The following is a 13,422-nucleotide window of genomic DNA, read 5'->3' on the forward strand; positions in this document are numbered from 1 at the left end:
GCTTTATTGATTTTTGTTAGACTTTAATGAGTATAGCGAACAAAACAAATATAAAGAGAATTAACTGCTAAAGTCGTCGTATTGCTGGAGTTATTTGTTAGTTTTTTATGTTGCTTTATTGATAACAGAACCTATTTAAGCGAAAGGTTCAGAGGGGAGTTGGCACTATTAACCTAGTAACCAAGCCAAAGGTACTCGCTTATCATAAAGTTGGTTAAAAATCTGAGTGTGAAAGAAGAGCTTAGTAGTTAGGTTGAACTATGGGGTTTAGAGTGAGAAAACTTAGCTTTCTTCGTCAAACTTATCATTAATCAATTTGCACACCGCATCTAAGGCTTGCTGCGCATCAATACCTGTTGCCTCAACGGTTATGATCTTACCAATGCCACTTTCTAGCATTAATAGCCCTAACACACTGGCTGCGCTGGCTTGTTTTTCGCCTTGGATAAGCGTGATGCTCGCTTCAAACTCGGTGGCTAAAATAGCCAGCTTGGTGGCTGCTCTAGCATGGAGCCCGAGTTTGTTACTGATTGTAATTTCTTTTGAAATACTCATTGTGGTTGTCACAAGTCGAGCTCTCTGTGACGGGCGCTGACTTGGTGCTTACTATTACTAAAGCGCTTTGTTAGTTGGTCGGCAATGTAGACCGAGCGGTGTTGACCGCCTGTGCAACCGATGGCTATGGTTAAGTAGCTGCGATTATTGCGTTCAAGGTGCGGCATCCACGTTTCAAATAGGTTTTCAATTTGCCAAATGAATTTATTGACTAAAGGTTGTCTGCCTAAAAATTCTTGTACTGGCTGGTCTAAGCCAGTTAGCGGTCTTAGCTCTGTTTCCCAATGCGGATTGGGTAAGAAGCGCACATCAAACATAAAGTCTGCTTCAGCTGGCATACCATGCTTGAAGCCAAATGACTCAAAATGAATCACTAACTCTTTATCGATACTGCCCATTAATATTTGTCTGACTTGATCGCTGAGATCATAAATGGTCAATTGAGAGGTATCAATGTAGTGATCGACCATTTTAGCAATCGGTTCGAGTAAACGACCTTCTAGCTGAATAGCTTCTTGTAGCGAAATTTGGTTTTTAGATAGAGGATGTAATCGACGGGTTTCACTGTAGCGTTTAAGTAGAACCTGATCATTTGAGTTTAGAAATAAACTAATGATAGTCGTATCATCAGATAATAAGGCTATTTGCTCTTCTAGAACCTTGCCTTGCTCTTCAATATTTCGAACATCGACACTGATGGCGACAAGTTCGTTATTTCCCTTGAGCTGCTCAAGCAAACTGCCAATAAGTGGTAGAGGCAGGTTATCAACACAGTAATAACCTAAATCTTCTAATACCCTAAGTGCAACTGATTTACCTGAGCCTGATCGTCCTGATACGATGACAAGTTTCATGCAGTTATAACCTGATATAGTTCTGTAGCGTCATGACTCTTTCGAAGTCGCTTAAGGATTAATTTATCACTCAGTTTTTCAGCCATGGTAGACAGCGTACTTAAATGCTGTTGGCATTGATCTGAAGGAACTAGCAGTGCAAATAATATATCCACGGGTTTCTTGTCGATAGCATCAAACTCAATGCCTTCTTCACACTTGATCAAAATGGCTATCGGGTGTTCGATATCATTTAATCGACCATGGGGAATAGCTATGCCATTTCCAATACCTGTACTACCCATTTTTTCACGTGCTATTAAACTTTCAAAAATAGCCTGTGATGATAGGGTTGGGTACTGGGCAGCCATTAAATCGCTGATGAGTTCCAGTACTTTTTTCTTACTGCCCGGCGTGGCGCAGGTGGTGCACGCCGGTTGCAGAATGGTGCGAAGTTCCATTGTTAGTGTTTAATTAACTTCTCTTTATGTTTAATTACCTGACGGTCTAATTTGTCTATCAGGGCGTCAATTGCGACATACATATCTGCGTTTTGAGATACGGCAAAAACTTCACCTCCTTTGAGGTGTAATTTTGCTTCAGCAATTTGTTGCAGCTTCTGAACATTGAGCACAACGTGAACATTATTGATCTGTTCGAAGTGTCGTTCAAGCTTTGAAAACTTAGTTTGTACATACTCACGTAAAGATTGCGTGATTTCTACATGGTGCCCAGTCAGATTAATTTGCATAGATCATCCTCCATTACAAAGGCTTATAAGCTCTTGCGTTGGTTTGAGGGAGGGATGAGCATTGCTTCACGATATTTGGCGATCGTACGCCGAGCAACATTAATCCCTTGTTCAGCCAATAGCGTCGCCATTTTACTATCGCTAAGTGGCTTTTTCTGGTTTTCCGCTGCAACAAGCTTCTTAATAAAGGCACGAATTGCAGTAGAAGAACATTCTCCGCCATCATCAGTACTAACGTGGCTAGAGAAGAAATATTTTAGTTCAAAAAGTCCGCGAGGGGTGTGCATATATTTTTGAGTCGTCACACGAGAAATCGTCGACTCATGCATTTCAACTGCTTCAGCAATATCATTAAGCACCATCGGTTTCATGGCTTCTTCACCAAACTCAAAAAATCCTTGCTGAAATTGCACAATACAATTGGCCACTTTTAACAGGGTTTCATTGCGACTCTCAATACTCTTGATAAACCATTTTGCTTCTTGTAAGTGACCACGAATAAATTGGCTATCAGACTGACTTGCAGACCCTTTTGCCATGGCTGCGTATTGCTGATTCACACCAATTTTGGGCATGTTATCTGGATTGAGCTCTACGACCCAGCGGCCACTTTTCTTAAATACAGTCACATCAGGTATGACATATTCGTCTTTAATCGGTGTTATTTGTAAACCTGGACGCGGATTCAAGGTTTGAATAAATTGAATCGCTTCGCGTAAATCATCTTCTTTAAGCTTGGTTTTACGCATTAATAAGCGAAAGTCGCGGCCAGCAATTAAATCAAGGTGTTCACTAATGAGCAATTTTACATTGTCGATGCAGGGGATTTCATCTGGATATTGACCAAGTTGAATCATGAGACATTCACTTAAGTCTCTCGCTGCCACTCCTACAGGGTCAAAATGTTGCACGCGTTTAAGTACAGCTTCAACTTCGTCGAGTTCTATATCTTCAAGACCTAAGGCCTGCAATATGTCCTCAGTTGATTGGGTTAAGTAACCGCGTTCATCAACGGCGTCGATAATAGCTGTGGCAATAACAAGATCGTTTTCAGAAAAAGGAGTCAGGTTTTTTTGCCACTCAAGGTGTTCATATAAGCCTTCGGTGGTTTCACCTTGAAAAGGCATATCGTCATCACGAGCGACGGCCCCAGAGCCTGAACTAGGCGATGCGGTATAGACTTCATCCCATGTAGTATCCATCGGGAGATCTTCTGGCATCGACTCTTTGGTTAATGATTCCGTGGTATCAACGGTAGAGGTGTCTTTTTCAACGGTAACTTGGCTATTATCGCTAAAATCAGTGTCGGTTTGCTGGGCGTTTTCTTTTACGGGTTCTTTGGCTTTAGCAAACTCATCTTCGAGCTCAAGGAGAGGGTTTGAGTCAAGTGCTTGTTGAATTTCTTGCTGTAGCTCCAATGAGGAAAGTTGCAATAAGCGTATGGCTTGTTGCAACTGAGGGGTCATCGTCAGGTGTTGACCCATTTTGAGTTGGAGTGAGGCTTTCATTTACCGCTTATCCCTAATTGAATTTCATCATCGCGACTAACAATTGTGTGGGTCTAGCACCTTTTTATCGTTTTCTAGACTGACGTTAAACAATGCTTTGGTTAAGCATTTAGTTCAACGATAAGTTGAGTCTAGAACATAGCACTAAAAAGTGGGACTGATACTGGTCGCGAAATGCCATATTGTGCACTAAAGAATGCTAACTATAGCTTGAATTGCTCACCTAAGTATACTGACCTGACTTGCTGATTGTCTAAGATTTCAGCAGGCGTGCCTTCTGCAATTAAATCACCGTGGCTGACAATATACGCGCGCTCACACACATCAAGTGTTTCACGAACATTATGGTCTGTAATTAACACACCTAAACCACGACTTTTTAATTGTTGAATAATTTTCTTGATATCTATCACAGAGATAGGATCAACACCTGCGAAAGGCTCATCCAATAAAATGAACTTAGGATTGGCTGCCAATGCGCGTGCGATTTCTACCCGGCGACGTTCACCACCCGATAATGCCATGCCTTGGCTATCGCGAATATGAGTGATATTGAACTCTTCTAATAAGTGTTCTAATTCTTCAATGCGCTGCTCTGTGGTTAAACTCTTGCGGGTTTGTAACACAGCCATAATGTTATCGTGTACGGTCAGCTTTCGAAAAATACTGGCTTCTTGTGGTAAATAACCAATGCCTTTGCGAGCGCGGAGATGCATTGGATCTGCAGTGAGATCGTCAGAATCAATTAATATCCGGCCTTTATCGCTTTTAACTAAACCAACCACCATATAAAAGGTGGTGGTTTTACCTGCGCCATTTGGCCCTAATAGCCCCACAATTTGCCCAGTTTTAACTGTCAGGCTGACATTTTTAACTACTTGGCGGCTTTTGTAACTTTTCGCCAAGTTTTCAGCTGTTAACGTTATTTGTGTCATTATTGAGTTTGCTCTAGCGCTGGTGCTTCAGGTAATGAATCTGTATTTGGCTTATCTTTAACTTGTTGGCCTTCAATTGAAGTCTCTATATTTGCTTCAGGTACTTCGATGACGGGCATTGCCGATTCAGAACTATTCTTGTGAGTATCAGTTTCTTCAGTAGTTGTTATGTCTGTAGAAGTTATTTCAGCATTATTGGCTTCTGTTTTCTCTTCACTGATAGATGTAGCTTGATTCTCAATGAGCTTTTCTGACTCTTCTGCTTTTGGTGATTCTAATTCAGGCGGCTCTGAATTATCTGTTGAGTCATTTAAATCTGGATAGTTCTCTGGTTGGAAAATCGTAATAACGCGATCTTTACCATCACCAGTACTTTCAGCAATCAATTGTTGCTTATCAATATTATAGCTAATCAAGTTACCAGTAACTTGGCTGCCAGCTTGATCAAGTTTAGCGTTGCCTTTTAGGGTCAAAATACTAGTAGCGAGTTCATATTTGATTTCATTCGCACTTGCAGTACCAATACGACCGTCATCTAATTCTTGGGAAAAGGTTGCTGGGTTACCTGTGGCGATCATGGTTTTTTTGCCACCGGTTTCAGCACTGAATGCCCGTAATTCATCGGCATTAATGTTTATTGTACCTTGGGTGACTGTGACAGGACCAAAGAAAATAACTTGGTTATTTTTAATGTCGGCTTTCTGGCTCACTGCAGCGACTTTTAGTTCTTGCTGTAAGTCACCTTCTTTAGCGCTTACGCTAGTGGCCCCAACTAGGCTTATTCCAACTAGACTCATCTTTACAAAATTATGCATTGAGACAGTAAGGTTTTTACTTTGCTTCATACGTTCCTTCTACTTGACTTAAAAGCTCTAATTCTTCGGCATTTAAATCAGCGTAAAGGCCTAAGCCTTGTATATTAAAGTCTTGGCCTGAGACATAAATTTGTCGATCAGACGTCATGATCATGGTGTTCAAATCCAACGCCAACATACTCGTTGTCAGCGATTGTACTGGTTCATTGATGTTTATTGCATCAATAATAACATTATTTTGTAGGACTACTTTGCCAGTCTCTTTATTAAGCTTGCCTAAATCAGCAGTTAATTGCCACTCAGCTTCACCATTTTCTGGATATACAAGATAAACAGGTTCAGTGAACAAGGTTTCATTTGTCTGCTGAAAATGTTCCATGTGTTTAGCTGAAACGCGACTTTGGACTAAGCCTTGCTCGTTAAATTCAGTACTGCGTAAATCGTTAGCGATAAATTCTGGACGAGCAGGATCTGGCAGCTTAGTGGCTTCCATGGCACTGCGTTTTACTTGGACTTGCCAATATAAAATTAGTGCAGCGCCAAAAAAGGCTAGTATGGCCAGTGTGGTGCGGCTCATATACTCATTCCATGGGCAGTTTCGAATTTATCTTGGCTCACTAACAGTAAATCGGTTAATTCTCGTAGTGCTCCGTTACCACCATTGATACTAGTAATCATTTGGCAATGACGTTTTACATATGGGTGTCCATCAGCCACACATACCGCTAATCCGACTTCTTTCATGACAGGTAAGTCGACCATGTCGTCACCGATATAAGCGACCTCGTCAGGTTTAACATTATAAATACTCAGTAAGTCTTTAAACGGAGTGAGTTTATCGTCGACACCTTGATAAATGTGGCTGACACCTAAAGCAGTCATGCGATTTTCAACAATGGCCGATTTACGCCCCGTAATAACGGCAACATTAATGCCACTGGTTAAAATTGAACGAACGCCATAACCATCGCGAGTATGAAAAGCTTTGAGTTCTTCACCGGCATTACTTAAATAAATTCGGCCGTCGGAAAATACACCATCAACATCGCAGATGAGTAGTTTGATTTTTTTAGCGCGTTGCCAAATGTCATCACTAACAGGGCCATATAAACCTTGATGAACTTGTGTCTCTGACATATTAAATGACTCCTGCTTTGACCATGTCTAGCATGTTAAGTGCGCCGACAGGGTGCTGATTGCTGTCAACAACGATTAAGCCGTTTATGCTTTTTTCATCCATTACCTGTAGGGCTTGCGCTGCTAAAATATCTGCACTAATTGTAATGCAGTTTGGCGTCATAACGTCGGCAATGGCGGTTGTACGTAAATTCTTTTCTGCATCAATCACTCGGCGTAAATCTCCGTCAGTAAAAATACCCACAAGTTTACCGTCATCATCGGTGACAGCTGTCATGCCTAAACCTTTATTTGAGATTTCGTATAAAGATTCAGTGATACACACATGACTGTTAACTTGAGGAACATCATTACCTTGATGCATGACATCTGACACTTTCAACAGCAGTTTTCGCCCTAAAGAACCACCTGGGTGCGATAAAGCAAAGTCGTCACGGGTAAACCCTTTAGCTTGCAGTAATGCGACCGCTAACGCATCGCCCATAACTAATGTTGCAGTAGTGCTTGATGTAGGTGCAAGCCCAAGTGGACAAGCCTCTTCCGGTACTTCAATACAAAGGTGCAGTTTTGATAAACGCGCCATATTCGAATCTGGTTTACCGGTTATTGCAATAACCGGTACGCCCATACGTTGAATAACAGGCAGTAAAGTGAGGATCTCACTTGATTCGCCAGAGTTTGAGATGGCGAGAATAATATCGTTTTTAGCGAGAGCGCCTAAATCACCATGGCTTGCTTCACCTGGGTGAACAAAAAACGCAGGAGTGCCAGTACTGGCAAGAGTCGCTGAAATCTTATTGCCGATATGGCCAGATTTGCCCATACCCATAACAATAACTTTGCCTTTGCACTGCAAAATTAGTTCACAAGCTTGTCCAAAAGCATCGGAATCAACGTACTGATATAGATTATCTAAAGCCGTTTTCTCGATATCGATGACCTGACGGCCCCATTGACGCAATTGTTTCTGATCTATCATAGGTCTCTCGCTCTGTTCCAATGCTAATCGAACATTAGCATTGGTGAGATAAAAATCTTTATGCCCCGTTATTGAGATTGAAATAAGACAATCTGGTACGCAATAAAGACGACTAATAAAATGGCGCCATGCCAGCGAGTAAGCTGCTTTTTGGCGCCACTGGATAAAACTAGAACAGCTAATGCGGTACTGGTACCCAGCACCATATAAAAATCTCGGCTGCTGGCATGAGCATCAATTTCACCAGGTGCGATAAGTCCTGGTATTGCCAATACTGCTAAAATATTAAATAAGTTTGACCCAACAATATTACCTATTGCTAAATCATCTTCTTTTTTAAGTACCCCAGCTATACATGCAGCAAGTTCAGGCAAGCTAGTGCCGACAGCAATAATGGTTAAACCAATGACTAAATCCGACAATCCAAATGTTTTGGCAATGCCGACAGCGCCAGTCACCATCCAGTCAGCTGAAAGCGGTAACAGTATCATGCCTACAATTATCCAGATAATAGCATGTAATGTGGGTACATTTTTAGGGATCTCTGCATCAGATTCGTCAGATAATGGATCAATTTGTTTATTTCTCATGGCTTGCCAAATGAAATAGCCCATTAAGGCGAAAAAGGCGACCAATAATATCCCGCCTTCTAATCGCGTTAACATGCCGTCATGGATGAGATAGCCAGCTAAAACGGTTGCTGCCAACATTAATGGTATTTCGCGTTTTAGGGTCTGCGAACTAACAGATATGGCGCCAAGTAATGCAGTAATACCAAGAATAAGAGTGATGTTAGCAACGTTAGAGCCAAGGACATTACCAACTGCGGTATTGCTCATGCCTTCCATTGATGCTGTTGCAGCAACAAACATTTCGGGAGCAGAGCTTCCCATTGCCACAATTGTTAAACCAATTAGCATTGGCGGCAAACCAAGGTTTCGAGCAAACGCGGCAGCGCCATATACGAAGCGGTCAGCGCTCCAAACTAAAACGCCTAAACCAGCGATTAGCATCAAGATATTAAAAAGCATGTTTTTCCAAAAAATGTGTTGATAGCGATATTTAAGTAGAATTTTAACAAAAATATGAGCTGATGCGATAATTGTTGTGGATTGTAACTCATGGTGATTGATTTGTTGTAGGTTCTTACACAATTTCGTACAATTCAGATCTACATCTAACGGGCCAGGAAGGCTATTATTTCCTCTATGTCAGATCCTAGTTTATTAAACATATCTCCACCTTTGGTTGAAATTCGTCATATGAAATTCAGTCGTGGTTCACGTGTCATTTTTGATGATATTTGCTTGAGCATTCCCAAAGGGAAAGTGACCGCAATTATGGGCCCTAGTGGTATCGGTAAAACGACTCTGCTTAAGTTGATTGGCGGCCAATTAACACCGGACAGTGGTGAAGTGTTATTTAGTGGTGAAAATATTCACCAACTCAAACGTCAGCAATTATTTGAGCTGCGTAAACGCATGAGCATGTTATTTCAAAGCGGCGCTTTATTCACTGATATGGATGTGTTTGATAACGTTGCATTTGCGCTGCGAGAACACTCAGGTTTATCTGAAAGCATTATTCGTAAAGTGGTGATGATGAAGCTGCAAGCGGTTGGTTTGCGAGGCGCTGCTCACATGAACCCCAATGAATTATCTGGTGGCATGCAAAGGCGAGCTGCATTAGCCCGTGCTATAGCTCTTGAGCCAGAAATGATTCTTTATGATGAACCCTTTGCCGGTCAAGACCCGATTTCAATGGGCATGTTGGTTAAACTCATCAGCGAGCTTTCTAGTACCTTAAAATTAACCTCTGTAGTGGTTTCCCATGACGTAGATGCGGTACTCAGCATTGCCGATTACGTTTATGTCATCGCTGAAAAGAAAGTGATTGCCTCAGGAACGCCAGATGAGTTACGTGGATCAAATAACCCACAAATTGAACAGTTTATAAATGGTCGACCAGATGGCCCAGTTCCATTTCATTTCCCAGCTGAAGACTATCAACAGGAGATGCTAAGTGGGAATCGTTAATAATATTGCCAATATTGGTCGTTATGCACTAGATGTTATAGCTGGATTAGGTCGTGCGGGTTTGATGCTTTGGGGCGCGATTATGAATGTGCCTAATATCGCCAAAGGCTTGCCGTTACTGACTAAGCAAATGTATGTGCTTGGTGTCCGTTCGATGGTGATTATTATTGTGTCGGGTCTTTTTATCGGCATGGTATTGGCGCTTCAAGGTTATACGGTATTAGCAGATTTCGGCACAGTTGAAAGCTTAGGGCCTATGGTCGCGCTAAGCTTGTTGCGGGAATTAGGCCCAGTGGTCACTGCATTGTTGTTTGCAGGGCGGGCTGGTTCAGCGCTGACTGCAGAAATAGGTTTGATGAAATCAACCGAGCAATTGTCTAGCTTAGAAATGATGGCAGTTGATCCTTTAAGACAAGTGATTGCTCCGCGCTTTTGGGCAGGAGTGATAAGTGTTCCTTTACTTACCATGATGTTTTGTCTGGTAGGAATATTGGGTGGGCATCTAGTGGGCGTTGAATGGAAAGGCATCGATAGCGGGTCTTTTTGGTCAATCCTACAAGCGTCTATTGAGTGGCGCCAAGATATTGTGAATTGTTTAATCAAAAGTGTCCTATTTGGTGTGGTTGTGACTTGGATTGCCTTATATCGAGGTTATGAAGTTGCCCCAAACCCAGAAGGGATTAGTAAAGCGACAACTTCGACAGTTGTTCAAGCAAGCTTAGCTGTACTCGCACTCGACTTTTTGCTGACAGCAATTATGTTTGGTCAGTAAGGTTTTTTCGCATTCATTAATTAAGTGGTTGAAGCGTATGTTGACAAGGAAAGTAGAATTATTAGTTGGGTTGTTTTTGCTATCGGGTTTGGTAGCTTTTTGTGTGCTGGTGTTTAACGTTGCCAATGTTGAGCTCAAACCCAATCAAGCGACCTATACTTTAAGAGCTGAGTTTAACAATATCGGCGGATTAAAAGTTCGCTCGCCTGTTAAGGTGGGAGGCGTTGTTGTTGGTCGAGTTACAGATATTACCTTAGACACCAAAAAGTTAGTACCTGTGGTCACGTTGACGATGAATAAGCGATATGATCAATTTCCTGAAACCAGCAGTTTATCGATTTTGACTTCAGGTTTATTGGGTGAGCAATTTTTAGGGCTGACGCCTGGTTTTATGGATGATGACATTGAAATGCTCAGTGACGGTGACAGGGTGCATGACACACGTTCAGCTCTTATTTTAGAGGATTTGATTGGGCAGTTACTTTATAGCGTTTCTTCAAAGGATTAGTAGGAGAGTCAAATGAGCCAATTATTAAAACCGTTTATACGAAGTGTTATTTTTATCTCTGCAAGTCTATTTGCTTTGGTTGCAGTGGCGGCTGAAGAGATTGATACTCATGATCCTTTTAAACTTGTTCAGCAAGTCTCTAATAAAACCTTCGATCGTTTTACCGCGGATAAAGCCTTGATTGATGCCGATTTAGGTTATTTAAAAGTCATTGTTCGCGAAGAGCTAATGCCTTATGTCGATTATAAATATGCAGCATATAAGGTGATGGGGCAGTATTTACGTGATACTACCCCAGAGCAGCGAAAACGTTTTGTTGAAGCTTTCGAAGGATACCTCGTTGCAACATATGCCCAAGCCTTTACCGAATATACCAATCAAAAAGTCCAATTTTCGCCGCCCAGTGATTTCACTGATGAAAAATTTGTAGATGTAAATGTGCAAATTATCGAAGAAGGTCGCCCACCAATTAAAGTGATGTTTAAAGCAAGACGCCTTAAAGATGACAGTTGGAAAGCTTTCGATTTAGTGGCTGAAGGAGTTAGTTTGTTAGCGTCAAAGCAATCAGAAATCTCGAACTTGATTCGCCAACAAGGAGTGGATTCAGTGATTGATTTGTTGATTGAGCGAACCCAGCAAGAAATCAATTACAAACAGGATAAGGAAAATGCTGCGTGATTGAGTTTTTACAACAAGGTGACACTTGTGAAATTAAAGGGCAATTAAGGCAAACAGAGGTCATCGATTTATGGCCAAAACGACAACAGTTGTTTACTGATAGCACCCAAGTGTTAGACTTGTCTGCTTTAGAGTATGCCGACAGCGCAGGCGTCGCATTTTTACTTGAGCTAATATGCTTAGGTAATTGCAGTAAAAGCACCACTCAGCCAAGGACATTGGCAAATCCGAGTCAACATCTAAAAAGACTCATTGAGTTATATGATTTAGAATCCTTTTTTCTAGAAAACTAGCATTGAATTTAAGGTAGCAAATTCCATGGATTGCAAAGTAATCGAGCAAATTTTATCAGACGCATTAACCATTGACGAAGTACACGTCACTTCAGATGGTAGTCATTATAAGGTCGTTGCCGTAGGCGAATGTTTTGACGGCATGAGCAAAGTAAAGCAACAACAAACGATTTACGCACCATTGAATGAGCACATTGCTAGTGGTGAGTTGCACGCGCTGACGATCAAAACTTTTACGCCGACTCAGTGGAAGCGTGAAAAACTATTTAATATGTAATTCAGAGAGTAAGTGTGGATAAATTAACAATTCAAGCCAGTCAGCCCCTTGCTGGAGATGTCACCATTTCTGGCGCAAAAAATGCTGCATTGCCAATTTTATTTGCTGGTGTGCTCGCTGAGACTGACTTTGTCGTATCTAACGTACCGAGCCTTCGTGACGTCAACACAACGTGTAAGTTATTACGTTGTTTGGGCGCAGAAGTCACCGAGTTAGGCGATAGCAAATATTGCATTTCGACTCAAAACTTAAATGAGTTTTGTGCTCCTTATGATTTAGTTAAAACCATGCGTGCCTCTATTTTAATCTTAGGCCCGTTATTAGCTAGATTTGGCACTGCAGATGTATCATTACCTGGCGGTTGTGCTATTGGCGCACGTCCAGTGAACCTTCACTTACAAGGCTTAGAGCAAATGGGCGCTAAGATTGAAGTGAAAGAAGGTTACATCAAAGCTCGAGTTGATGGCCGTCTTAAAGGCGCTCATATCTTTATGGATATGGTCAGCGTCGGTGCGACTGAAAACTTACTGATGGCTGCAACTCTTGCTGATGGCGTCACCATTATTGAAAATGCAGCGCGTGAGCCTGAAATTAATGATCTCGCGCATTGCTTAATTGCCATGGGCGCGAAAATTTCTGGTGTTGGCACAGCAACCTTGCACATCGAAGGTGTTGAGCGTTTATCGGGTTGTGAGCACAGAGTGATGCCTGACCGCATCGAAACAGGCTCTTTTTTAGTTGCTGCAGCAGTTACTCGTGGAAGTATTCGTTGTGTTGATGCAGACCCTTCTTCACTTGAAGCTGTCCTAGCTAAGCTTGAAGATGCAGGGGCGAAAATCACCACAGGTAAAGATTGGATTGAGCTTGATATGCAGGGTAAACGTCCAAAAGCTGTCAATATTAAAACAGCGCCGTATCCAGCATTCCCAACTGATATGCAAGCTCAGTTTTGCGTGCTAAATGTGCTAGCAGAAGGTACAAGTCATGTGACCGAAACGATTTTCGAAAATCGTTTTATGCATGTACCTGAGCTAAGCCGCATGGGCGCTGATATGGAACTTGAAGGTAATACCTGCATCATCAAAGGTATTGAACGCATGAATGGTGCCCAAGTGATGGCGACTGATTTACGCGCTTCTGCGAGTCTAGTTATCGCAGGTTTAATGGCTGATGGGATCACAACTGTAGATCGTATTTATCATTTAGACCGCGGCTACGAACATATCGAAGATAAGTTTGCAGGCTTAGGCGGCAAAGTTGTTCGTGTGAGTTAAACTGAGGCTTAATGACCAATTTATAAAGCCGTGCTTTTTAGCACGGCTTTTTTATGTTTGAAGTTGCTCAA

At 41.8% G+C, this 13,422-nt stretch carries 17 protein-coding genes and 1 pseudogene; 7 read left to right on the top strand and 11 right to left on the bottom strand.

Going from position 1 to position 13,422, the window contains the following annotated elements; genetic code table 11:
* Positions 1 to 282 precede the first annotated feature (282 nt).
* From K5Q58_RS02115 to K5Q58_RS02165, 11 genes and pseudogenes are all read right to left on the bottom strand, one after another.
* On the bottom strand, positions 283 to 555 hold the full coding sequence (locus K5Q58_RS02115; RefSeq protein ID WP_220752313.1) for an HPr family phosphocarrier protein: 273 nt from the start codon (positions 553 to 555) through the stop codon (positions 283 to 285).
* 8 nt (positions 556 to 563) lie between these two features.
* Complete coding sequence (gene rapZ / locus K5Q58_RS02120; RefSeq protein WP_220752092.1) at positions 564 to 1,409, bottom strand: RNase adapter RapZ; 846 nt, start codon at positions 1,407 to 1,409, stop codon at positions 564 to 566.
* A complete protein-coding gene (gene ptsN, locus K5Q58_RS02125; protein ID WP_220752093.1) occupies positions 1,406 to 1,849 on the bottom strand; it encodes a PTS IIA-like nitrogen regulatory protein PtsN in 444 nt (147 codons plus the stop codon). Before ptsN ends, rapZ begins: the two co-directional genes overlap by 4 nt.
* 2 nt (positions 1,850 to 1,851) lie before the next feature.
* Complete coding sequence (gene hpf, locus K5Q58_RS02130) at positions 1,852 to 2,139, bottom strand: ribosome hibernation promoting factor (protein ID WP_102528030.1); 288 nt, start codon at positions 2,137 to 2,139, stop codon at positions 1,852 to 1,854.
* A 23-nt stretch (positions 2,140 to 2,162) separates the two neighbouring features.
* Positions 2,163 to 3,647 carry an RNA polymerase factor sigma-54 gene (locus K5Q58_RS02135; RefSeq protein ID WP_220752094.1) on the bottom strand — a complete coding sequence of 495 codons (1,485 nt, stop codon included), beginning with the start codon at positions 3,645 to 3,647 and terminating at the stop codon, positions 2,163 to 2,165.
* A 203-nt stretch (positions 3,648 to 3,850) separates the two neighbouring features.
* Positions 3,851 to 4,582, bottom strand: a complete 732-nt coding sequence (gene lptB, locus K5Q58_RS02140; RefSeq protein ID WP_153915579.1) for an LPS export ABC transporter ATP-binding protein — start codon at positions 4,580 to 4,582, stop codon at positions 3,851 to 3,853.
* A 314-nt stretch (positions 4,583 to 4,896) separates the two neighbouring features.
* A pseudogene (gene lptA, locus K5Q58_RS21070) lies at positions 4,897 to 5,379 on the bottom strand (lipopolysaccharide transport periplasmic protein LptA); the annotation flags it as partial.
* A 34-nt stretch (positions 5,380 to 5,413) separates the two neighbouring features.
* Positions 5,414 to 5,974 carry an LPS export ABC transporter periplasmic protein LptC gene (gene lptC, locus K5Q58_RS02150; RefSeq protein WP_220752096.1) on the bottom strand — a complete coding sequence of 187 codons (561 nt, stop codon included), beginning with the start codon at positions 5,972 to 5,974 and terminating at the stop codon, positions 5,414 to 5,416.
* Entirely contained in the window at positions 5,971 to 6,534 is a 564-nt protein-coding gene (gene kdsC / locus K5Q58_RS02155; protein ID WP_220752097.1) for a 3-deoxy-manno-octulosonate-8-phosphatase KdsC, read from the bottom strand. The genes lptC and kdsC overlap by 4 nt, the downstream gene beginning before the upstream one ends.
* Position 6,535: 1 nt before the next feature.
* Positions 6,536 to 7,513, bottom strand: coding sequence for a KpsF/GutQ family sugar-phosphate isomerase (locus tag K5Q58_RS02160; protein WP_220752098.1), 978 nt, complete (start codon positions 7,511 to 7,513; stop codon positions 6,536 to 6,538).
* Positions 7,514 to 7,581: 68 nt separating this feature from the next.
* Complete coding sequence (locus K5Q58_RS02165; RefSeq protein WP_220752099.1) at positions 7,582 to 8,544, bottom strand: calcium/sodium antiporter; 963 nt, start codon at positions 8,542 to 8,544, stop codon at positions 7,582 to 7,584.
* A gap of 177 nt (positions 8,545 to 8,721) precedes the next feature.
* On the opposite strand from K5Q58_RS02165, the gene K5Q58_RS02170 reads away from it, so the two are divergent.
* From K5Q58_RS02170 to murA, 7 genes are read left to right on the top strand one after another with little or no spacing between them, the layout of a single operon-like run.
* Entirely contained in the window at positions 8,722 to 9,549 is an 828-nt protein-coding gene (locus tag K5Q58_RS02170; RefSeq protein ID WP_220752100.1) for an ATP-binding cassette domain-containing protein, read from the top strand.
* Positions 9,536 to 10,321, top strand: coding sequence for a lipid asymmetry maintenance ABC transporter permease subunit MlaE (gene mlaE / locus K5Q58_RS02175; protein WP_220752101.1), 786 nt, complete (start codon positions 9,536 to 9,538; stop codon positions 10,319 to 10,321). Before K5Q58_RS02170 ends, mlaE begins: the two co-directional genes overlap by 14 nt.
* Positions 10,322 to 10,358: 37 nt before the next feature.
* Complete coding sequence (gene mlaD / locus K5Q58_RS02180) at positions 10,359 to 10,829, top strand: outer membrane lipid asymmetry maintenance protein MlaD (RefSeq protein WP_220752102.1); 471 nt, start codon at positions 10,359 to 10,361, stop codon at positions 10,827 to 10,829.
* 12 nt (positions 10,830 to 10,841) lie between these two features.
* Complete coding sequence (locus tag K5Q58_RS02185; protein ID WP_220752103.1) at positions 10,842 to 11,507, top strand: phospholipid-binding protein MlaC; 666 nt, start codon at positions 10,842 to 10,844, stop codon at positions 11,505 to 11,507.
* A complete protein-coding gene (locus K5Q58_RS02190; RefSeq protein ID WP_220752104.1) occupies positions 11,504 to 11,800 on the top strand; it encodes a lipid asymmetry maintenance protein MlaB in 297 nt (98 codons plus the stop codon). The genes K5Q58_RS02185 and K5Q58_RS02190 overlap by 4 nt, the downstream gene beginning before the upstream one ends.
* A 25-nt stretch (positions 11,801 to 11,825) precedes the next feature.
* Positions 11,826 to 12,077, top strand: a complete 252-nt coding sequence (locus K5Q58_RS02195; RefSeq protein ID WP_153915444.1) for a BolA family protein — start codon at positions 11,826 to 11,828, stop codon at positions 12,075 to 12,077.
* A gap of 14 nt (positions 12,078 to 12,091) precedes the next feature.
* Entirely contained in the window at positions 12,092 to 13,351 is a 1,260-nt protein-coding gene (gene murA / locus K5Q58_RS02200; RefSeq protein ID WP_220752105.1) for a UDP-N-acetylglucosamine 1-carboxyvinyltransferase, read from the top strand.
* Positions 13,352 to 13,422 lie beyond the last annotated feature (71 nt).

It is taken from the genome of Shewanella sp. KT0246 (assembly GCF_019654955.1).
In the GTDB taxonomy this organism is placed as follows: Bacteria; Pseudomonadota; Gammaproteobacteria; order Enterobacterales; family Shewanellaceae; genus Shewanella; species Shewanella goraebulensis.